At 74.0% G+C, this 19,919-nt stretch carries 21 protein-coding genes and 3 pseudogenes; 14 read left to right on the top strand and 10 right to left on the bottom strand.

Annotated elements, in window-relative coordinates; translation table 11 throughout:
* Positions 1–4: 4 nt before the first annotated feature.
* Positions 5–544, top strand: a complete 540-nt coding sequence (locus tag ACFOYX_RS10235) for a DUF1360 domain-containing protein (RefSeq protein ID WP_322441582.1) — start codon at positions 5–7, stop codon at positions 542–544.
* Positions 545–595: 51 nt separating this feature from the next.
* Here ACFOYX_RS10235 and ACFOYX_RS10230 read toward each other — a convergent pair whose 3' ends face one another.
* The 3 genes from ACFOYX_RS10230 to ACFOYX_RS10220 all read right to left on the bottom strand — a co-directional run bounded on the left by ACFOYX_RS10230 (position 596) and on the right by ACFOYX_RS10220 (position 2,578).
* The gene (locus tag ACFOYX_RS10230) at positions 596–805 is read right to left on the bottom strand and encodes a hypothetical protein (protein WP_109804933.1); all 210 of its coding nucleotides are present in this window, start codon (positions 803–805) and stop codon (positions 596–598) included.
* Positions 806–906: 101 nt separating this feature from the next.
* The gene (locus tag ACFOYX_RS10225) at positions 907–1,140 is read right to left on the bottom strand and encodes a hypothetical protein (protein WP_255544558.1); all 234 of its coding nucleotides are present in this window, start codon (positions 1,138–1,140) and stop codon (positions 907–909) included.
* Positions 1,141–1,492: 352 nt separating this feature from the next.
* Positions 1,493–2,578, bottom strand: coding sequence for a 3-deoxy-7-phosphoheptulonate synthase (locus ACFOYX_RS10220; protein WP_238454392.1), 1,086 nt, complete (start codon positions 2,576–2,578; stop codon positions 1,493–1,495).
* A gap of 314 nt (positions 2,579–2,892) precedes the next feature.
* Between ACFOYX_RS10220 and ACFOYX_RS10215 the strand changes: the two are divergent.
* Together ACFOYX_RS10215 and ACFOYX_RS10210 are read left to right on the top strand one after the other, a co-directional pair.
* Positions 2,893–3,066: pseudogene (locus tag ACFOYX_RS10215) on the top strand (translocation protein TolB); the annotation flags it as partial.
* 88 nt (positions 3,067–3,154) lie between these two features.
* Positions 3,155–3,367, top strand: a complete 213-nt coding sequence (locus ACFOYX_RS10210; RefSeq protein ID WP_322441581.1) for a hypothetical protein — start codon at positions 3,155–3,157, stop codon at positions 3,365–3,367.
* Here the strand turns inward: ACFOYX_RS10210 and ACFOYX_RS10205 are convergent.
* The gene (locus tag ACFOYX_RS10205) at positions 3,334–4,059 is read right to left on the bottom strand and encodes a phosphodiesterase (RefSeq protein WP_322441580.1); all 726 of its coding nucleotides are present in this window, start codon (positions 4,057–4,059) and stop codon (positions 3,334–3,336) included. The genes ACFOYX_RS10210 and ACFOYX_RS10205 overlap by 34 nt on opposite strands.
* A gap of 81 nt (positions 4,060–4,140) precedes the next feature.
* Here ACFOYX_RS10205 and ACFOYX_RS10200 point away from each other — a divergent pair, with 81 nt between their 5' ends.
* From ACFOYX_RS10200 to ACFOYX_RS10180, 5 genes are all read left to right on the top strand, one after another.
* Positions 4,141–5,433 carry a pitrilysin family protein gene (locus tag ACFOYX_RS10200; protein ID WP_322441579.1) on the top strand — a complete coding sequence of 431 codons (1,293 nt, stop codon included), beginning with the start codon at positions 4,141–4,143 and terminating at the stop codon, positions 5,431–5,433.
* A complete protein-coding gene (locus ACFOYX_RS10195) occupies positions 5,430–6,776 on the top strand; it encodes a pitrilysin family protein (protein ID WP_322441578.1) in 1,347 nt (448 codons plus the stop codon). Before ACFOYX_RS10200 ends, ACFOYX_RS10195 begins: the two co-directional genes overlap by 4 nt.
* A 241-nt stretch (positions 6,777–7,017) precedes the next feature.
* Positions 7,018–8,043 carry an aspartate-semialdehyde dehydrogenase gene (locus ACFOYX_RS10190; protein WP_109800089.1) on the top strand — a complete coding sequence of 342 codons (1,026 nt, stop codon included), beginning with the start codon at positions 7,018–7,020 and terminating at the stop codon, positions 8,041–8,043.
* A gap of 296 nt (positions 8,044–8,339) precedes the next feature.
* The gene (locus tag ACFOYX_RS10185) at positions 8,340–8,780 is read left to right on the top strand and encodes a PPOX class F420-dependent oxidoreductase (protein ID WP_322441577.1); all 441 of its coding nucleotides are present in this window, start codon (positions 8,340–8,342) and stop codon (positions 8,778–8,780) included.
* Positions 8,781–8,856: 76 nt separating this feature from the next.
* The gene (locus ACFOYX_RS10180; RefSeq protein ID WP_109800091.1) at positions 8,857–9,273 is read left to right on the top strand and encodes a CBS domain-containing protein; all 417 of its coding nucleotides are present in this window, start codon (positions 8,857–8,859) and stop codon (positions 9,271–9,273) included.
* 85 nt (positions 9,274–9,358) lie between these two features.
* Here ACFOYX_RS10180 and ACFOYX_RS10175 read toward each other — a convergent pair whose 3' ends face one another.
* Complete coding sequence (locus tag ACFOYX_RS10175; protein ID WP_322441576.1) at positions 9,359–10,471, bottom strand: DNA glycosylase AlkZ-like family protein; 1,113 nt, start codon at positions 10,469–10,471, stop codon at positions 9,359–9,361.
* 153 nt (positions 10,472–10,624) lie between these two features.
* Between ACFOYX_RS10175 and ACFOYX_RS10170 the strand changes: the two genes are divergently transcribed.
* Together ACFOYX_RS10170 and ACFOYX_RS10165 are read left to right on the top strand one after the other, a co-directional pair.
* A complete protein-coding gene (locus ACFOYX_RS10170; RefSeq protein ID WP_322441575.1) occupies positions 10,625–10,996 on the top strand; it encodes an SCP2 sterol-binding domain-containing protein in 372 nt (123 codons plus the stop codon).
* On the top strand, positions 10,996–13,059 hold the full coding sequence (locus ACFOYX_RS10165; RefSeq protein ID WP_322441574.1) for a glycogen debranching N-terminal domain-containing protein: 2,064 nt from the start codon (positions 10,996–10,998) through the stop codon (positions 13,057–13,059). The genes ACFOYX_RS10170 and ACFOYX_RS10165 overlap by 1 nt, the downstream gene beginning before the upstream one ends.
* 48 nt (positions 13,060–13,107) lie before the next feature.
* Here ACFOYX_RS10165 and ACFOYX_RS10160 read toward each other — a convergent pair whose 3' ends face one another.
* Together ACFOYX_RS10160 and ACFOYX_RS10155 are read right to left on the bottom strand one after the other, a co-directional pair.
* Complete coding sequence (locus ACFOYX_RS10160; protein WP_238454396.1) at positions 13,108–13,500, bottom strand: VOC family protein; 393 nt, start codon at positions 13,498–13,500, stop codon at positions 13,108–13,110.
* An 18-nt stretch (positions 13,501–13,518) separates the two neighbouring features.
* Positions 13,519–14,166 (bottom strand): alpha/beta hydrolase, encoded by a 648-nt coding sequence (locus tag ACFOYX_RS10155; protein ID WP_322441573.1) that lies wholly within the window; start codon positions 14,164–14,166, stop codon positions 13,519–13,521.
* Between the two features lie 133 nt (positions 14,167–14,299).
* Here ACFOYX_RS10155 and ACFOYX_RS10150 point away from each other — a divergent pair, with 133 nt between their 5' ends.
* The 4 genes and pseudogenes from ACFOYX_RS10150 to ACFOYX_RS10135 all read left to right on the top strand — a co-directional run bounded on the left by ACFOYX_RS10150 (position 14,300) and on the right by ACFOYX_RS10135 (position 17,241).
* Positions 14,300–15,049, top strand: a complete 750-nt coding sequence (locus ACFOYX_RS10150) for a lysophospholipid acyltransferase family protein (RefSeq protein ID WP_322441572.1) — start codon at positions 14,300–14,302, stop codon at positions 15,047–15,049.
* Positions 15,050–15,165: 116 nt separating this feature from the next.
* A pseudogene (locus ACFOYX_RS10145) lies at positions 15,166–15,243 on the top strand (helix-turn-helix domain-containing protein); the annotation flags it as partial.
* Between the two features lie 83 nt (positions 15,244–15,326).
* Positions 15,327–16,157, top strand: a pseudogene (locus tag ACFOYX_RS10140) (RNA-guided endonuclease InsQ/TnpB family protein); the annotation flags it as partial.
* Between the two features lie 226 nt (positions 16,158–16,383).
* Complete coding sequence (locus tag ACFOYX_RS10135) at positions 16,384–17,241, top strand: DJ-1/PfpI family protein (RefSeq protein ID WP_322441571.1); 858 nt, start codon at positions 16,384–16,386, stop codon at positions 17,239–17,241.
* Positions 17,242–17,262: 21 nt separating this feature from the next.
* On the opposite strand, the gene ACFOYX_RS10130 is transcribed toward ACFOYX_RS10135, so the two are convergent.
* The 3 genes from ACFOYX_RS10130 to ACFOYX_RS10120 form a co-directional block, all read right to left on the bottom strand.
* On the bottom strand, positions 17,263–18,021 hold the full coding sequence (locus tag ACFOYX_RS10130; RefSeq protein ID WP_322441600.1) for a hypothetical protein: 759 nt from the start codon (positions 18,019–18,021) through the stop codon (positions 17,263–17,265).
* A gap of 71 nt (positions 18,022–18,092) precedes the next feature.
* A complete protein-coding gene (locus tag ACFOYX_RS10125) occupies positions 18,093–18,809 on the bottom strand; it encodes a response regulator transcription factor (protein WP_322441570.1) in 717 nt (238 codons plus the stop codon).
* Positions 18,779–19,900 carry a hypothetical protein gene (locus tag ACFOYX_RS10120; protein ID WP_322441599.1) on the bottom strand — a complete coding sequence of 374 codons (1,122 nt, stop codon included), beginning with the start codon at positions 19,898–19,900 and terminating at the stop codon, positions 18,779–18,781. The genes ACFOYX_RS10125 and ACFOYX_RS10120 overlap by 31 nt, the downstream gene beginning before the upstream one ends.
* Positions 19,901–19,919: the final 19 nt, after the last annotated feature.

The raw sequence follows: 19,919 nt of genomic DNA, 5'->3' as shown, positions 1-19,919 counted from the left end.
CCGGGTGACCACCAGCGGTCTGAGGCAGAAGGTGGGGCGGCTGCGCCAGGCGTACGCGCCGCACGAGCACCGGCCGCTGGGCGGGTACCTGATGGCGATGGGCACCTACGGCGCCGTCACCGCGGCCCTGGCCGGCGTCGTCCGGGCGACCGGGCGGCCGGTGCCGGAGCGACCCGCCCCCGCCGACGTGGTGCTGCTCTCGATCGCCACCCACAAGCTCAGCCGGCTGCTCGCCAAGGACGCGGTCACCAGCCCGGTGCGGGCCCCGTTCACCCGCTACGACCACCCGATCGGCAGCGGCGAGGTGATGGAGCAGGTCCGCGACCAGGGCAGCCCCACCCGGCACGCCATCGGCGAGCTGCTGAGCTGCCCGTTCTGCCTGGCGGTGTGGGTGGCCACCGCGCTCACCGGCGGACTCGTGCTGGCCCCCCGGCTCACCCGGCTGGTGGCCACCGCGCTGACCGCCGTGGCCGCCTCCGACTTCCTCCAGATGGGGTACGCGGTCGCCCAGCAGGCGGCCGAGGGCGGTCACGACGAGAAGTGACGTACGACGAAAGGGGCCGGCGTCGGTGCCGGCCCCTTTCGCTCGTCCCGATCAGGTGGGGGTGGTCCCGTGGTCCTCGCCGGCCCAGCCGCGTGCCGCCTCCGGCTCCCGCTCGTCCTCGTCCGCGCCGGTGATGATCTCGTCATCCACCGCGGTGTCCTGGTGCTCGCCCGAGAAGTCGGGATCCGTGTCCGGATCCGGTCCCTTCGGCGGCTGGCCGAGCGCCTCGATGTGCTCGTGCCCCGCGTCGCGGTCGGTCATCGCACTGTCCTCTCCGTCGTCCGGGTCCTCGGCGCGGTTCCGGCGGCGTCCGGGCCGCAGCACGCTGTCCGCCGCCGTACCGGTCCGTCGCCGGCCGGTCCTCACGCCACGGTGCCGCCGAGCAGGTCGGCTGCCTCGTCGACCGAGTACTCGCCCTGTGGAAGAGCGGCGATCCGGGAGAGCAGCTCCGCCGGGAGTTCCGCGGCGACCGCCCGGCGGTAGATGACCGCCTGAGTGATCCGCTCCTGACCGTGGTAGATGTCGTCGAGCAGTTCGTCGACCTGCCGGGTGTCCGGCTGGTCCGTCACGGGTGCGTCATCGGTCACGCCGATCAGCTACCCGGGCCCGAATCGGTCAAACGTCCCCGGTCGTGGCGCCGGGGGCGGGGTGACGGCGGACACGGCCCGGCCCGGAACACCGGGGCTGGTCGGGTCGTTGTGCAGAGCGTCGGTGTGCCCAGTGTCCCCGGGCCTCACCTAAATTGCCTTCGCGGAATACCGTTCGGCTGGAGCCGCGTCGTGCCACTCGCCGAGAGGCGACCTGCACACCGACACCCAGCGCCGCCCCGGCCCCCCGGCCGGGGCGGCGCTTTCGTACCCCACCCGTTGCGTTGATCATGAAGTTGTTGCCGCGACCCGCCGTGCCGGCCGGCAACACGGGGCCGTCCGGCGGGGGCGGGTGGGGTGGTCAGGCGGGGGTGGGGAGGGTGGCGCGGCGGGTGCGGACGGCGGTGGCCAGGTCCGTCAGGACCTCGGCCGTGGTGCCCCAGCCGAGGCAGGCGTCGGTGACCGACTTGCCGTACTCCAGCTCGCGGGTGGGATCGAGGTCCTGGCGGCCGGGCTGGAGGAAGCTCTCCAGCATGATGCCGACGATGCCGCGCTGGCCGGCGGCGAGCTGGGCGGCGACGTCCGCGGCCACCTTCGGCTGGTTGCGGTGGTCCTTGCCGCTGTTGGCGTGGCTGGCGTCCACCACCACCCGCTCCGGCAGCCCGGCCGCGCGGAGCAGGTCCAGCGCCCCGGCCACCGACTCGGCGTCGTAGTTCGGGCGCCCGCCCCCGCCGCGCAGCACCAGGTGGCCGTCGGCGTTGCCCCGGGTGTGCATGATCGCCGGGGTACCGGAGAAGTCGATGCCGGGGAAGACATGCGGCACGCCGGCCGCCCGGATCGCGTCGACCGCGGTGGAGATGCTGCCGTCGGGCCGGTTCTTCATGCCGATCGGCATGGACAGCCCGGAGGCGAGCTGCCGGTGCACCTGGCTCTCGACCGTCCGGGCGCCGATCGCGCCCCAGGACACGGTGTCGGCGATGTACTGCGGGGTGATCGGGTCGAGGAACTCGCAGCCCACCGGGAGGCCGAGGCGCAGCACGTCCAGCAGGAGCGCGCGGGCGGTCCGCAGGCCGGTGTTGACGTCGCCGGAGCCGTCCAGCCCGGGATCGTTGATCAGGCCCTTCCAACCCACCGTCGAGCGCGGCTTCTCGAAGTAGACCCGCATCACCACCAGCAGGTCGTCGGAGAGCCGGTCGGCCACCTCGCGCAGCCGGCCCGCGTACTCCAGGGCGGCGGCCGGGTCGTGCACCGAGCACGGGCCGACGACCACCAGCAGGCGGTCGTCGGCACGGTCCAGCACCCGGCCGACCGCGCGCCGACCGGCCAGCACGGCCTCGGCGAGCGTCGCGTCCAGCGGCAGGTGGTGGTGGAGCAGGGCCGGGGTGGTCAGCGGCACGACACGGTCGATCCGCTGGTCGATGACCCGATGGGCGTCCGGGGTCGTCACGGTGGGGTTCCTTCCGCCGACCGTGCCCCGGGGCCGGCGCCCGAGGTCGAGCCGGCTGCTCGTACGCAAAAGGGCAGGGAAGCGATCCCTGCCCAGCCGGCTCGAAGAGGAGTGACGTCAGATCATGGTGAAGTCACCGGCTCCTCCAGCCGGCTGCCTAAACCATCGATACGACCGCGTCACGTCCGCCAGCGTACCCGACGGGACGGACGGGCTCACCAGGTCGTCGGGAAAGCCTCGCCTCACGTTCACCTCCTTCGATTCGACCCCCGGTAGTTTCGGCGGCACCGAACGCGAATTCGTGGAGGTTCCTGATGGACCGACGTACCGTCCTGCGCGCCACCGTCGCCGGTGCCGCCGCCTTCTCCGGCAGCCTCTGGGCCGGCGCCGCGCATGCCGCCCCGGCCCAGCCCGGCGTCGGGCCGTACGGGCCGCTGGGCAGCGCCGACGCCAACGGCATCCAGCTCCCCGCCGGGTTCACCAGCCGGACGTACCTGCAGGGCGGGACGGCGGCGGGATCACCTATGAGGTGCGCGGCCCGTTCCGCTGAGCCCCGCGCCGGGTAAGTGGGTCGGCATGAGTCACGAGCAGAACGACCAGGACCGGGTCGAGTCCCGGGCCCACCTGCTGCCCGAGGAGGCGACGGTGGGCAGCGACGACCCGGAGGCCCAGGCCGGCGCCATCCTCACCGAATCGGACATCCGGGAGGACCAGAAGATCGCCCCCGACACCGTTCTGGAGCACCGTACGTCGGATCAGACGGTGACCCCGAGCGAGCCGCCGGACTGAGCCGACGCGCCGCGGGCCAGGCGGGAACCCCGGTAGGTCCGGTCGCGCAACCGCGCGATCGGACCCACCACCCGCAGCCCCGGCGGCACGTTGCCGATCGGATCGAAGGCCAGCGCGGCGTCCTCCCGGGCGCCGCGCTGGTCGACCAGGCAGACCTGCCCGAACGGCCGCCACGGCCCGACCGCCGAGGCCACCGCCAGCACCAGCCGCGGCGCGTCCACCCGGGCCGCCGCCGCGGAGACGTCGGCGAGGCTGCGGCCCAGGTCGGGGGAGTCCGGGTCGGCCAGCGCGGCCAGGAAGAGCCGCCGCCGGCCCGCCCGGAAGGACATGATCGAGCTGTACGTCCCGGTGAAGCGCCGCCGGGGCAGCGGCAGGTTCCGCAGTACCGGCGCCGCCCCGCTGGACGAGACCACCAGGTCCACCGGCGGCTCCGGGTCCCGGTGGAGCCGCACCCCCAGGCCCAGCACGTCCGGCCAGCCCGACGGGGTCGGCACCCCCTTGGACAGGCGGACCGTCGCCGGGTAGCGGCCGGGCAGGTCCAGCAGCGGAACGCCCGTCTGCGGCCCCGACGTACCCCAGATCATCGCCTCGGCGGAGAAGGTCCGGCCGGTCGGATGCAGCAGCCGGGCGTGCCGCCGGCGGGCCAGGGCGGCGGCCGCGCGTTCGGCGGCGGCGGGGGGAAGGCTGGGCATGCTCCGCGAGTACCCCGGCCCGGACCGTCGATGGGCCCCGCTCGTCACCTTTCCGCCCGCGAGATCGGATAGCGTCGTGCCATGCCCGACAGCGGTTACCCCTGGCCCATCGAGACGACCCGACTGGACAACGGCCTGCGCGTGGTGGTGAGCGAGGACCGCACCGCGCCGGCGGTCGCCGTGAACCTCTGGTACGACGTGGGGTCGCGGCACGAGCCGGACGGGCAGACCGGCTTCGCCCACCTCTTCGAGCACCTGATGTTCGAGGGCTCGGTGAACGTGGCGAAGACCGAACACATGAAGCTCGTCCAGGGTGCCGGCGGCTCGCTCAACGCCACCACCAACCCGGACCGGACGAACTATTTCGAGACCGTCCCCGCCGAGCACCTGGAGCTGGCGCTCTGGCTGGAGGCCGACCGGATGGGCGGCCTGGTGCCGGCGCTGACCCAGGAGACGCTGGACAACCAGCGCGAGGTGGTCAAGAACGAGCGGCGCCAGCGCTACGAGAACGTCCCGTACGGCGACGCCTGGTTGCGGCTGCTGCCGCTGCTCTACCCGCCCGGTCACCCGTACCACCACGCCACGATCGGCTCGATGGCCGACCTGAACGCCGCCGAGCTGGCCACCTTCCAGGCCTTCCACACCACGTACTACGCCCCGAACAACGGGGTGCTCACCGTGGTGGGGGACGCCGACACCGCCGAGGTCTTCGCGCTGGCCGACAAGTACTTCGGCGCGATCCCGGCCCGCGAGGACATCCCGGTCGCGCCGGACGGGCGTACGGTGCCGGCGACCGGGCGCCCGGCGGTGGAGACGGTCACCGCCGACGTGCCCGCGCCCCGGGTCTATGTCGCGCACCGCACCCACCCCTACGGCACCCCCGGGTACGACGTGACCACCGTGCTCGCCACCGTCCTCGGCACCGGCCGGGGCAGCCGGCTCTACCAGCGCCTCGCCGACGGCGAGCGGATCGCCCAGCCGGACCTGGTCGGGGCGTACGGCGTCGACCTCGCGCACGGGCCCGCCCCGCTGATCGCCACCGCCACCGCCCGCCCCGGCGTCACCGCCGACCGGTTGGCCGCCGGACTCGCCGACGTGGTCGACGAGCTGGCCACCGTGCCGGTGACCGCGGCCGAGCTGGACCGGGCCAAGGCGCTGCTGAGCACCCAGTGGTGGCGGCACATGTCCACGGTGGACGGGCGCGCCGACGTCCTCGGCCGGTACGCCACCCAGTTCGGCGACCCGGCGAAGATCGGTGAGCGCCTGCCCGCCTGGCTCGCGGTCACCGCCGAGCAGATCGCCGAACAGGCCGCCGAGCTGCTCGGCGCCGCCGACCGGGCCACCCTGACCTACCTGCCCGAGGAGACCTCATGACGCTGATCGCCGCCCGTCCCGGCCCGGGCGCCGCCCGCCCGTACCGGTTCCCGCAGGTGGTCCGCCGTACCGTCGCCGGCGGGCAGGTCGTCGCCGCGCACCTGCCCGGGCAGAACCTCGCCGTGGCGCTGCTGCTGCTCGACGCGGGCGCCGGGCGGGAGCCGGTCGGCAAGGACGGCGTCGGCGGGGTGCTCGCCAAGGCCCTGGAGGAGGGGACCGCGCAGCGGGACGCCACCGCGTACGCCCTGGCGATCGAGGCGCTCGGCACCGAGTTGGTGACCGGGCTGGACTGGGACTCCTTCCAGGTGAGCGTGCAGGTGCCGGTGGAGCGGCTGGGCGCCGCCGTGGAACTGCTCGCCGAGGCCGTCCGGACGCCCCGGCTCGACCCGGCCGACGTGCGGCGGGTCCGCGACGACGAGGCGACCGCGCTGCGGATGGACTGGGCCAACCCGGGCCCGCGGGCGGACGCCGCGCTCCGGGCCGACCTGTTCGGCGCCGGCAACCGGTGGGGGCGGCCGATGTACGGCGACCCGGATACCGTGGCCGGGCTCGACGTGGACGACGTCACGGTCTTCCACTCCGAGTGGTTCATCCGCCCGGGGACGCTGATCGTCGCCGGTGACCTGGAACGGATCGACCTGGACGCGCTCGCCGCGGCGGCGTTCGCCGGCGCCGGCGGCGGTCCGGTGGAGAAGCGTGGCCCGATCGAGGTGACGCTGCACGACCGGCGGCGGATCATCCTGGTGGACCGGCCCGGGTCGGTGCAGTCCACGCTGCGTCTGGGTCACCCGTCCCCGCACCGGGCCCACCCCGACCATGTGCCGATGACGCTGGCCGGCACGGTGCTCGGCGGGGCGTTCACCTCCCGGCTCAACCACCTGATCCGCGAGGTGCGCGGCTACACGTACGGCATCCGGGGCGACTTCGCCTCGTCCCGCCGGTTCGGCCGGTTCGCGGTCAGCTCCGGGGTGCAGACCGCGGTGACCGCCCCGGCGCTGGTCGAGGCGGTCGGCGAGATCACCCGGACCCAGCTGACCGGGGTGACCGAGGACGAGCTGGCGGTGGCCCGGTCCTGGCGGGCCGGTCAGCTCTCGGTGGAGCTGCAGAGCCCGCGCGCGATCGCCGCCGCGCTGACCACGCTGGTGGTGCACGACCTGCCGGACGACTACCACGCCCGGCTGCGCGAGGCGCTGCTCGCCGCCGACGTCGAGCAGGTCTCCGCGGCGGCCGCGACGCACCTGCACCCGCACGCGCTGACCCTGGTCGTCGAGGGGGACTCGGCGGTGATCCGGGACGAACTCGTGGCGGCCGACCTCGGCGAGGTCGTCGACCACGCCGGCTGACCGCGCGGTGTGACGTCGGTCGCGGTGCCGCCGGCCGGGGCGTTCCGGGATCGGCGGCGAATGCTTCGGCGCTGGGGCCCGGTGGCGCGGGATCTTCCGGGCCAACGGGCCGTCCGGCGGCGTCGTTCCGGGCCCCGGGTCGGACCGGTGCCCGTTGCCGGCCGGTGAGCAGGCCGGTCGCCGGCCCGGGCGGTGGGAAAGCCTTCCCCGCCGGGGCGGGGACGTGGGTAGCCTCGCGGGCATGAGGATCGGCATTGTGGGGGCCACCGGCCAGGTCGGTGGCGTGATGCGGCAGGTGCTGGCGGAGCGCGCGTTCCCGGCGGAGCAGGTGCGGTTGTTCGCCTCGGCGCGGTCGGCCGGGCGCACCCTGCCGTGGCGGGACGGCGAGGTCGCCGTCGAGGACGCGGCCACCGCGGACTACCGCGGGCTGGACATCGTGCTCTTCTCCGCGGGCAAGGGCACCGCGAAGGAGCTGGCCCCCCGGGTCGCCGCGACCGGCGCGGTCGTCATCGACAACTCCTCGGCCTTCCGGATGGATCCGGAGGTGCCGCTGGTGGTCGCCGAGGTCAACCCGCACGCCGCCGCGAACCGGCCGAAGGGCATCATCGCCAACCCGAACTGCACCACCATGGCCGCGATGCCGGTGCTGCGCCCGCTGCACGAGGAGGCGGAGCTGGCCGGCCTGGTCGTCTCGACGTACCAGGCGGTCTCCGGCGCCGGGCTGGCCGGCGTCGCCGAGCTGGACGAGCAGGTCCGCAAGGTCGCCGAGCACGCCAGCGGCCTGGCCTTCGACGGTGCCGCCGTGGAGTTCCCGGCGCCGCGGTCCTTCGCCCGCCCGATCGCCTTCAACGTGCTGCCGCTCGCCGGCTCGATCGTCGACGACGGCTCGTTCGAGACCGATGAGGAGCAGAAGCTGCGGAACGAGAGCCGCAAGATCCTGGAGATTCCCGGGCTGAAGGTCTCCGGCACCTGCGTCCGGGTGCCCGTCTTCACCGGCCACTCGCTCCAGATCAACGCGCGCTTCGCCCGCCCGATCACCCCGGCCCGCGCCCGCCAGCTGCTCGACGGCGCGCCCGGCGTGGCGCTGTCCGACGTGCCCACCCCGTTGCAGGCCGCCGGCCAGGACCCGACGTACGTCGGGCGGATCCGGGCCGACGAGACCGTCGAGCACGGTCTGGCTCTGTTCTGCTCGAACGACAACCTGCGCAAGGGTGCCGCGCTCAACGCCGTGCAGCTCGCCGAGCTGGTCGCCGCCGAGCGCCGCTGACCCCCGCCGCCGCTGGCCCCCGCCGCCTGCGGCTCGACCAGCCGGTGTCGGCCGCATCCGGTGGCTGCCTCGGCCGGCTGGTCGGACGCCGCCACCTGATGTTCCCGCGAGCGATATGCCTGAGCGTCATATTTATGACTGTCAGGCATATCGCTCGTCGGGCATATGCCTTCGCCGGACCGGTTTGCCGAGACGGCGCCGCCCGGGACCGGAGTCGCAGGGCGGGAACCGTCGCGGTGGACGCGAATGTGCGCTGAGATGGAGTCGGCAACAAGCGACTCGACGCGGAGGACGCCATGGCGGACGACAAGACCCAGCGGGCCCTGACCGACCTGATCGCCGGCCGGTGGCTGGGCGTGCTGGCCACCATCAAGCGGGACGGCCGGCCGCAACTGTCCAACGTGGTCTACTCCTTCGACCGCGACCGGGGCCTGATCCGCGTCTCGATCACCGACGGCCGGGCCAAGACCGCCAACCTGCGCCGCGACCCCCGGGCGAGCTTCCACGTCAGCAGCGACGACGGGTGGACGTACGCGGTGGCGGAGGCGCGGGCGGAGCTGACCCCGGTGGCCGAGCGGCCGGACGACGCGACCGTGGAGGAATTGATCGGGCTCTACCGGGCGGTGCAGGGCGAGCACCCGGACTGGGACGACTTCCGGGCCGCCATGGTCGCCGAGCGCCGCCTCGTGCTGCGGTTGCACGTGGAGCGGGTCTACGGCATGCCCCCACGCGGCTGACCGCGTGCCGACCGGCGGGCGTTACCGCTCGGCGGGGGCGGGTAGACGACCATGCCGACACCGAGAGGGGAGCACCATGACAACGGTCGGAGAGTTCATGACGACCCGGTTGGTGACGATGGACGGCAGCGACACGCTCACCGCCGCGGCGCAGGAGATGCGCGACAGTGCCATCGGCGACGTGGTGGTGACCGATGGCGGCAACGTGGTCGGCATCGTCACGGACCGTGACATCACGGTCCGCGGCGTCGCCGAGAACATGGACCCGAACACGACCCGGCTCGACCAGATCACCAGCAAGGACGTGGTCACCGTCAGCCAGTACGACGACGCGGTGGCCGCCGCCGACCTCATGCGGACGTACGCCGTCCGCCGGCTCCCGGTGATTGACGACGGCCGCCTGGTCGGGCTGATCTCGATGGGCGACCTCGCCGTCGAGCGGGAGCCCCAGTCGGTGCTCGCGGACATCAGCGCCGACGAACCGAACAACTGACCCGTCCGCCGCGGTGACGCCGGCCCCCGATCCGGGGGCCGGCGTCGTTGGTGCCGAGCGGGGCCGGGTGTCCCCGCCGACCCGGTCAGGGCTTCTCGACCACCACCCGCACCTCGGACGCGCCGCGGGTGGCGCCCACCACCTCGGCTTCGGCCCGCACCTCCCGGTCGACCCGGGCGGGCAGCGCGCTGAACGGGGTGACCATGAGGTCCACTCGCCCCTTGGCCGCCTGCTTGGCCCGCCAGGTGCCGGTGACCTCGCCGTCGACCAGCAGCGCGCCCGGGTTGCCCAGCATCCGCCAGAGCTGCTGCTGGTGAGCCTTCTCCGGCACCAGCACGGCCCGGTCGCGGGCCTGGAGGTAGGGATCGCCGGGCGGCAGCAGCCGCACCAGTTCCGCCGGCTCGGCCGCCCGGAGCGCGTCGAGCCGGTCCGCCGACACCCAGGCCGGGCGACCGTCGACGCGGACTTCCGTCAACGCGTCCGCCGGCCACACCCGGCGCAGCTCGGTGGCGCTCGTGCCGAGGAAGGCGGCCACGTCGCCGATGGTGGCCGGGCCGAGCAGCCGCAGGTAGGCCAGGACCAGCGCGTCCGTGCCGGCGGCCACCTCGGGCGGCCCCGGGCGCTCGGCCAGCGGCGCGAGCCGCGCGGTCCGCCCGGACACCGCCAGGCGTACGCCGCCGGCAAGGCCGGCCTGCTGGAACAGCGCGCCGGAGACGTGCCGGGCGGCGCACGGCCGGCACTCGTAGCTCAGCTCGGCCGGGATCCGCTCGGTGACCGCCCGGCTCACCTCGCCCCGGTCCATCGGCGCGGTCACCACGGCCCGGAACGCGTCGGCGGCGGCCCGGAACGCGACCAGCCCCAGCTTCGCCCCCTCCCGGATCTGCCCGGGAATGCGACGGGTGGCGTCGGTGTCGCTGAGCGGCCAGAGCGCGGCGGCCAGCGCCGGCAGCTCCGCCCGGCGGTGCAGGTGCGGCGCGCCGCGGAACGACCAGACCAGCTCCAACCGGTCGTCGTCCAGCCCGCCGGCGGCGGGAACGCGGGCGGCCAGCGCCAGCCGGGCCGAGCCGTACGGGGTGTCCTGCGCGCCCAGGGCCAGCACGTCGAGGTCGGCGGGGCGCAGCCCGGGACGGTCGATCTGCTGCGCCGCGACCCGGTACGCCAGCACCCGCTCCCGGTCGATTTCCGGTTGGCCCGCCACTCGCCCTCCCTGTCCCCTCCCGTCGCAGGTTACCGCCGTTCGCCGACACCGCCGCGTGCGCGACTCACCCGAACCGGGCGAGATTGACGTCGTACCCGACGGGGACCCCTCCTCGGACGTCGAACGCCGCGGACCGCGGGAGGAGTGGACCGGATGCTGGACGCGACCACGAGGTTCTTCGAGGACCTGGACCGGCGGGGGTTCGAACCCCTGTTGCAGAAGACCTCCGGAACCCTGCGCTTCGACCTGCACGAAGGGGCGCAGACCACCCACTGGCTGCTCCGGATCGAGCGGGGAAACCTGCACGTGAGCCAGGAGGACCGGGAAGCCGACACGGTCGTGGGTACCGCGCCGCGCCTCTTCGGCGAGTTGGTTACCGGCAGTGAGAACGCCATCGCCGCGCTGATCCGGGGCGACATGACCGTCTCGGGTGACCTGCGCCTGGTGCTTCAGGTCGAACGGATCTTTCCTGGTCCGCCGGACGCCCGCGGGCCCCACCACGCATTCCAGAGGAGGGTCCCCTGATGCCGGGCACCAACACCATCCGGATCCTGGACGGCAACACCTTCGTGGTCTCCGAGGACACCGGCGACATCGAGGCCACCCCGAGCGAACCGACCGGCCTGTTCTCCCTCGACACCCGCTTCCTGTCCAAGTGGGTGCTGACCGTCAACGGTGAGCGGCTCAACGCGCTCTCCTACGACGACCTCCAGTACTACGAGGCGCGGTTCTTCCTGGTGCCGGGGATGGCGACGCACTACATTGACGCGAAGCTGTCGATCATCCGGGAGCGGACGGTCGGCGGCAGCTTCCGGGAGACCCTGACCATCCTCAACCACGACGAGAAGGCGGTCGATCTGGAGATCCGGATGGACGCCGGCTCCGACTTCGCCGACCTGTTCCAGGTCAAGGACGAGATCCTGAACAAGAAGGGGGAGACCTACGCCGAGGCCGAGCCGGACCGGCTGCGGCTGGGCTACCGACGCGGGAACTTCCGGCGGGAGACGGTGATGACCTCCTCCATGCCGGCCCGCTACGACCGCAACGGCTTCGCGTACAGCGTCCACCTGGAACCGAACGAGCAGTGGAACGCCGCGATCGACGTGCAGACGTTCGCGGTCGGCCCGGGCGGCCGGGACCTGCGGATGGGGCTGCGGGCGCATGGCACCGAGCGGCTCGCCCTCCAGCACGACCTGGAGCAGTGGATCGCCCGGGCACCCAAGGTGAACAGCGAGCACGGCCGGGTGTCCTCGACGTACCGGCGCAGCCTGATCGACCTCGCCGCGCTGCGCTTCTCGCCGCTCTCGCTGGGCGGGCAGACGCTGCCGGCGGCCGGCCTGCCCTGGTTCATGACCATGTTCGGCCGGGACAGCATCCTGACCTGCCTCCAGGTGCTGCCGTTCGCCCCGGACCTGTCGAAGACGACGCTGCGGATCCTGGGCGCCCTGCAGGGCACCCGCTTCGACGACTTCCGGGACGAGGACCCGGGCCGGATCCTGCACGAGATGCGGTACGGCGAGACGGCCGCCTTCGAGGAGCAGCCGCACTCGCCGTACTACGGCTCGGTGGACGCCACTCCGCTGTTCGTGGTGCTGCTCGACGAGTACGAGAAGTGGACCGGCGACGTGGCGCTGGTCAAGGAGCTGGAGCGGGAGTGCCGGGCCGCGCTGAAGTGGGTCGACGACTACGCCGACCTGGTCGGCAACGGCTACATCTGGTACGAGCGGCGCAACACCGACACCGGCCTGGAGAACCAGTGCTGGAAGGACTCCTGGGACTCGATCTCGTACCGGGACGGGAAGCTGCCGCCGTTCCCGCGGGCCACCTGCGAGGTGCAGGGATACGCGTACGACGCGAAGATGCGGGCCGCCCGGCTGGCCCGGGAGTTCTGGGGCGACCCGGCGTACGCCGACCAGCTGGAACGTGAGGCGGCCGAGCTGAAGCAGCGGTTCAACCGGGACTGGTGGGTGGAGGACGGCGAGTACTTCGCCCTCGGCCTGGACCCGACCGGTCGGCAGATGGACGTGCTCAGCTCGAACATCGGTCACCTGCTCTGGAGCGGCATCGTCGACCACGACCGGGCGGCGAAGATCGCCGGGCACCTGGTCGGCCCGCGGCTCTTCTCCGGGTGGGGGGTGCGGACCCTGGCCGAGGGCGAGGTCCGCTACAACCCGATCGGCTATCACAACGGCACGATCTGGCCGTTCGACAACTCGTTCATCGCCTGGGGGCTGCGCCGGTACGGCTTCGCCGAGGAAGCGGCCACCATCGCCAGCGGCATCCTGGACGCGGCCACCTACTTCGACGGGCGGCTGCCCGAGGCGTTCGGCGGCTACCCGCGGGACCTGACCAAGTTCCCGGTGGAGTACCCGACGGCGTGCAGCCCGCAGGCCTGGTCGACGGGTACGCCGCTGCTGCTGCTCCGCACGATGCTCGGGCTGGAGCCGCACGAGGGGCACCTCGCGGTCGACCCGCGACTGCCGATCGGCATGGGCCGGATCGAGGTGCTGGACATCCCGGGCCGGTGGGGCCGGGTGGACGCCTTCGCCCGGGGCCGGATGGACATGCACGAACTGGCCGCCTCGTAGCCGCCCGGTGACGGCGCCGCCGGCCCCTGGCCGGCCGCGCCACGGCGTTCAGTGCCCCGGCGGCGTCTGGTCGCCGTGCGCCTCCGCCCGGGGGAGCAGGCAGAACTCGTTGCCCTCCGGGTCGGCCAGCACCGTCCACCGCGGCAACTCGCGGACCACCGTGGCCCCGGCCTCCAGCACCGCCGCCCGCTCCTCGGCGTCGCCGACCAGGTCGAGGTGGATGCGGCCGGGGACGGGCAGGTCGTCCGCCGGGCTGATCCAGACGTCGGGCCGGTGCCCCGACGGGTCGCGCAGCAGCACCGCCTCGGTCGGCCCGAGCGAGCGGTCGGCGAGCCGGACCCGATCCACCTCGGCCACCGGCAGCCCGGTGACCGCGCTCCAGAACGGCGCGAGCAGGTACGGGTCGCGGCAGTGGATGACGATGGCGGCGAGGTCGGGCATGCCCTGACGGTAGCCGCGTCACCCGGTCGGCAGGACGCTGTCCAGGAACGTGGCGGTGACCGCCCGGATGTCCGGACGGTCCAGGTCGAGGGCGTGCCCGCCGTGGGTGATCCAGGCGTGCACCGGGTGCCCCGCGGCGAGCAGCCGGCCGGTGAGTCCCACCGTCTGGCCGACCGGCACGGACCGGTCGTCGCGCCCGTGTACGAGCAGCACCGGCACGCCGGAACCGAGGTGGGTGGCGACGGTCGCGTCGACGGTGGCCGGGTCGCCGGCGGCCGGCGGGTGACCGAGCAGGCCGGCCCACGGATCGTCGTGGGCGCGCAGCCGCCGCCATTCCGCGTCGAGCGGGTCGGCCGCCGGCCAGTACGCCAGCCCGGCCGCCACGTCGCCGGGCCGGTCGACCCCGCGCAGGGCCAGGTGCAGGGCGAGGGTGGCCCCCGCCGAGTCGCCACCGACCAGCAGCGGCAGCCCGTCGGCCGAGGCCCGGGTCGACCGGGCGGCCGCCCGTACGTCGTCGAGTTGGGCCGGCCAGTGCGCCTCGGCCACGAAGCGGTAGGTCGCCGCGACCACCCGCAGCCCGAGCGGGGCCAGCGCGGCGCCGTCCTCGTGGTACCGGCCTCGCCAGCCGCCGCCGTGGATCCAGAGCAGCACCGCGCGTTCGGTCATCCCGCCATGGTGTCCGGCTTCGCCGCCGCCCGCAGCGGTCTCTGCCGACGGCAGAAGGGCGGGCCGGTCCGGGTGTCCGTTCGGCACGCTCCGCCCCTACGGTTCCGTAACCTACGCGGGGTAAAGTTGCCGGATGTCGGAACTCGTGTACCCGCCCGTGATCGCCGCCGCCAGGACGATGTTCCGGGTCCTCGACCTGCGCCTGACCGTGCAGGGCAGCCACCACGTGCCGCGCACGGGTGGCGCGGTCCTGGCCAGCAACCACGTCAGCTACCTGGACTTCATCTTCTGCGGCTACGGCGCGCACGAGTCCCGCCGGCTGGTCCGGTTCATGGCCAAGCACGACGTCTTCACGCACAAGGTCTCCGGTCCGCTGATGCGCGGCATGAAGCACATCCCGGTGAACCGGGCGGCCGGCGCCGGGTCGTACAACACGGCGGTGGACGCGCTGCGGCGCGGGGAGGTGGTCGGCGTCTTCCCGGAGGCCACGATCAGCCGGTCGTTCCTGGTCAAGGAGCTCAAGAACGGCGCCGCCCGGATGTCGCAGGAGGCCGGCGTGCCGCTGCTCCCGGTCGCGCTCTGGGGTACCCAGCGGCTCTGGACCAAGGGCCGGCCGCGCACCCTGACCCGGCGGCACACCCCGATCACCATCCTGATCGGCGAGCCGATGGACCCGGCCGGGTACCCGGACGCCGGCACCATGACGGCGGAGCTGAAGAGCCGGCTGAGCGCGCTCGTGGACCGGGCTCAGCGGGAGTACCCGGACGCCCCGGCCGGCGCCGACGACACCTGGTGGCAGCCGGTGCACCTGGGCGGCAGCGCACCGACCCTCGAGGAGGCCGCCGTGCTGGACCGCCGGGGCCGGCGCACCACCACGTCCTGATCTCCTCCAGGCGGTCCAGGTGCGGGTCGCTCGCCGCGTTCATTTGTGTCAGATGCTGATGCCAGACTGTCCGATGTGCAGCTCCGGTACAACTATCGCGTCTACCCACGCCCGCACAGCAGGCAGCGCTGGGGCGGGCGTTCGGGTGCGCGCGGGTGGTGTTCAACGACGGGCTGCGCGCACGCCGGGAAGCCCGCGAGGCGGGCGAGGCGTACCTGTCGGACGGTGAGCTGTCGAAGCGGGTCATCACCCAAGCGAAGCGGACGCCGGAACGGGCGTGGCTGGGCGAGGTGTCGGCGGTGGTGCTCCAGCAGGCCCTCGCGGACCTGAACAACGCGTACCGCAACTTCTTCACCTCGGTCAGCGGCAAGCGCAAGGGCCGCAGGGTGGCGCCGCCGAGGTTCCGCTCCCGCAAGGACAACCGGCAGGCGATCCGCTTCATCGCGAACGCCCGGTTCAAGGTGCTCGACAAGGCCGACTTCGGCTGGCGAAGGTTGGTGACGTGCCGGTGCGCTGGTCCCGGCACCTGCCGGCGGCGCCGACCTCGGTCACGGTCATCCGGGACGCGGCCGGACGGTACTTCGCCTCATTCGTCGTGCAGACCGCGGACGAGCCGCTGCCGCCGGTCGACGGCGAGGTGGGTATCGACCTCGGGCTGACGCACTTCGCGGTCCTGTCCAACGGCACGAAGATCACCGCGCCGAAGTTCCTGCGCCGGGCGGCCCGCAAACTCAAGCGGTTGCAGCAGGACCTGTCCCGCAAGCAGCGGGGCAGCAACAACCGCACCAAGGCCGTCGTCAACGTCGCCCAGGCGCACGCCCGGGTCGCCGACAGCAGGCGGGACTGGCAGCACAAGCTCTCGACACGGATCATCCGCGACAACCAAGCGGTGTACGTCGAGGACCTGTGCGTCACCGGTCTCGCCCGCACCCGGTTGGCGAAGTCGGTGCACGACGCAGGCTGGGCGCAGTTCACGCACATGTTGGAGTACAAGGCCGCACGGTACGGGCGCAGCTTCCGCCGGATCGGCCGGTTCGCGCCCACATCGCAGACCTGCTCTACGTGCGGGCGGCTCGACGGACCCAAACCGCTGTCCGTCCGGTCGTGGACCTGCCCGTGCGGGGCGGTCCACGACCGGGACGTCAACGCGGCGATCAACATCCTCGCGGCGGGACGCGCCGAGAGCCTAAACGCCTGTGGAGCGCAGGTAAGACCGGCACCCGTGCCGGCACCACGCCGAGAAGCAGGAATCCGCCCGCACGCTGCGCACTGTTCCGCGCGCAGCGTGGAGGGAGTCTCCGTCTTTAGCTTTAGGGCAGAGAGAGCGTCAAGAGATGATCTTCGTGATCGATGCCACATTCACTTCCCCACCCCAACGGGATCTCCCGGCGACTGCCACGCCGGAGCAGATCCTCGCCGACCCGCGCACCCTGTCGGCCGGGGAGATCGTGACCCGCACCGAGTACGCGCTCGCCGGGCACGGGCTGGCAGGGCCGGTCGGAGCGGACGACCTGCGGCGGCTGGCCGACCACCACGCGCGCGGCGGCACCGTGGCGAGCATCTGCGCCGGAGCCTTCGCGCTCGGCCGGGCCGGCCTGCTGAACGGGCGGCGGTGCACCACCCACCACGAGGTGCAGGACGAGCTGGCCCGGCGGCACCGGGCGGCCCGGGTGGTCCGCGACGTGCTCTACGTGGTCGACGACCGGGTGGTCACCTCGGCCGGCATCGCCAGCGGCATCGACGTGGCGCTGCACCTGGTGGCCACCCGGCACGGCCCGTCGGCGGCCGCCCGGATCGCCCGCACCCTGGTCGTGTACGCCCGCCGCAACGGCCACGAACCGCAGGCCAGCGCGATGATGCGACACCGTTCGCACCTCTCGGACGCGGTGCACCGGGCGCAGGACCTGATCGACGTCCACTACTCGGAGCCGCTCCCGCTGGCCGGGCTGGCCGCCGCCTGCGGGGTGTCCGAGCGCACCCTGAGCCGGCTGTTCCGGCAGGCCACCGGGCTGACTCCGCTCGGCTACCAGCAACTGCTGCGGGCGGAGCGGGCCGAGCACCTGATCGGGCACGGCGCCACGGTGGAGTCCGCCGCCCGGGCCGTCGGCTTCACCGACGCCCGGATGCTCCGCCGCCTCCGCCTCCGCACCCGCACCCGCGCCACCCGCGAGCCCCTTCCGCTGGCCGGTTGACCCCGGCAGGATCGTCGGGGCTCAGCAGGCGGAGCCGGGGCGGTGGGGGAGGGCCGGCGGGACGGGCGTCGACTGGCGGGGCCAGAGCGGGCCCGGCTGGGCGTGCGGACGGTAGTAGTCCTCGCGGGAGAGGAACTCGACCGGGAGCGAGCCGGGCAGGGTGACCCGGCCCGCCGCCGGGACGGACGTAGCGCCGACCCGGGTGGCCAGCACGTCCCGCTCCGGCGGGGAGAGTTCCACCAGCTCCGGGTGCATCAGCCGGAAGGCGGCCACCGACCGGCGTACCTGCCGGGCCAGCTCGGCGACCAGCGGGCCGGGGCCGCCGAGGGCGAGCGCCGGCTGTCGGATGGTGCGCAGCGCGTCGCAGACGACCAGCAGCTCGGCGCCGCCGTCCGGGTCGTCGGCCCGCAGCTCCAGCCGGGACGGCCACTGCCAGCGGACCTGCCCGCTGGCCAGGCGGGACAGCCGGGCCGAACGCCGGTGGCGGGCGCCGGTCGAGTCGCCCCGCCCGGCGACCAGGGCCAGCTCGGACCCGCCACAGACGTACGCGACCCTACGGTCGGTGACGGTGACCGTCGCGGCGGCGGGGAGCACCCAGCTGCGGGCGGTCTCGGTGGGGCCGAGCAGGTGACCGGCCACCCGGAGCCGGTGCAGCGCGAGCACCCGCTCGCCGGGCTCCGGGACCAGCGTGTGCCGCCGGTCGAGCACGGGACGGGCGGGGTCGTCGTCGCCGTCGAAGCGGTGCGGCCCGACGAAGAAGGGTGCGGCGTCCTCCTGCACTGGCACGACCTCCCGGGCGGTTGGCGGTACGTCGAGCGTCGCCGACGACACGCTCTGTGTCATGACACCCGTTAGGGGGTCGGCCGGTCGGTCGCCGCCTGTGACCGGTAGATGCCGATCTCTTCCGGCCGGACGAGTCCGTCCTCGATCGCCCGGGCGAGCAGGGCCGCCTTGGTGGCGGCCGGTCGACCCGCCCGGGTGTATTTGATCCGCGCCCGGTCCACGTACTGCTTGACGGTGTGCTCGCTGATCCGCATCCGGCGCGCCACCGATGCCTTCGACATCGACTGGAACCACAGCAGCAGCGCCTCGCGCTCCTTGTCCGACAGGGACGGCCGGTCCGGCCGGGGGTCGCCCACCATCGCCCCGGCCAGCGCCGGCGGCACGTACGGGCGGTCGTCGGCCGCGGCGAGCACGGTGGCGAGGCAGTGCTCGCGTCCCTCGTGCTTGGCCAGGAAGGCCACCGCCCCCGCGTCGAGCGCGGCGAGCATGGTGTCCGGGTCGGTGTGCTCGGAGTAGACCACCACCCGCCGGCCGGCGGCGCTCAGCTCGGCCAGCTTGTCGAGAACCATCCGCCCGTGCAGCCGCAGGTCCAGCAGGACCACCTCGGCCTCCGGGGCGGCCCGGAGCACCATGTCCGGATCGTCCCCGGTGGCGAGCACCCGCAGCCGCGGCTCGGCGGCCAGCCAGGCCCGCACCCCGTCGATCACCACCGGGTGGTCGTCCACGATCGCCACCCCGATCGGCGGAGCGCCGGTCACGTCCTCTGCCAGCGCGTCTGCGTCCATCTGATCTCCCCGTCCCGCTCGTGCACCTGCTCCACCGGACCCGCCTCGTCGTGGGCGGCGGGTGGACCGGTGGCGTGCGGCCGGTCGTGGTCCGGGGTGACCAGGCTGACCACCACCTCGTCCGGCCCGGCGACGACGGTCAGCCGGGCCCACCGCCGGGCGTCGGCGAGCGCCGCGGTGAGCGGGTCGGCGAGCCGGCGGCGTACCGCCACCGGCAGCTCCGGCGGCACGCCGATGGCGATGAACTCGATCGGAAGGCCGTTGCGGTCGGCCAGGTCGGCGGCGGCCCGCAGCTCGTGCAGCAGCGGGTCGGGCACGTCGTCCGATTCGGCGATCAGCCGCCGCAGCCGGGCGGCCGCCAGCACGCAGCGCCGCCGCACCTCCGGGTCGGCCGGGTCGGCGTGGCCGGCCGCGAGATCCGCCAGCACCTCCTCGGCGGTGCCGCTGACCAGGGCCAGTCGGCTCCGACGGTCCTCCCGGGCCCGCTCCGCGGCCACCCGTTCCGCCGCCACCGCTCCGGCGGCCGCGGCGATGACGGCCCGGTCCCGGGCGAGGGCGGCGATCGCGGCGGCCCCGACGAAGACCGCCACCGGCAGCGACGAGGTGCCGTAGACGTACATCGCGTAGCGGGTGAGGTCGGCGGGGTCGGTCGCGCCGTGCCCGAGCAGCTCGCCCAGCGCGATCACCGCGTGCGCGCCCAGCAGCGCGAGCAGCCAGCGGACCGGGCGGCGCCAGAGCACCAGCACGAAGAACCAGGCGAGCCCGCTCCACACCCAGTTCGCCGTGGTGAACAGGTACCGCTCGCCGGCCGCGGCGAAGACCGCCGCGTCAACGAGCAGCAGCACCGCCGCCAGCCGCCGGGCGGGCAGCGGGGCGCCCCGCAGCAGCCGAACGCCGGCCAGCCCGCCGACCGCCGCGGTGACCAGCCAACCCACGCCCACCACCGCGGGCGCGGCCAGGTCCGGCCAGGCGACCAGCACCGCCGGCAGCGCGATCGCCACGTGCCAGGCCAGCGCGATGGTCACCGCCGCGGCCCGGGCGCCCCGGTCGGACGCGCTCGCGACCGCGCTCGCCGCGGCCCCCGCGGCCACCCGCTCGCCCGCCGCCCCG

Source organism: Micromonospora sp. GCM10011541, assembly GCF_042650725.1.
Taxonomy (GTDB): domain Bacteria; phylum Actinomycetota; class Actinomycetes; order Mycobacteriales; family Micromonosporaceae; genus Micromonospora; species Micromonospora sicca.
The sequence above is the reverse complement of the archived record's forward strand: the minus strand, read 5'-3'. Positions and strand labels throughout refer to the sequence as shown.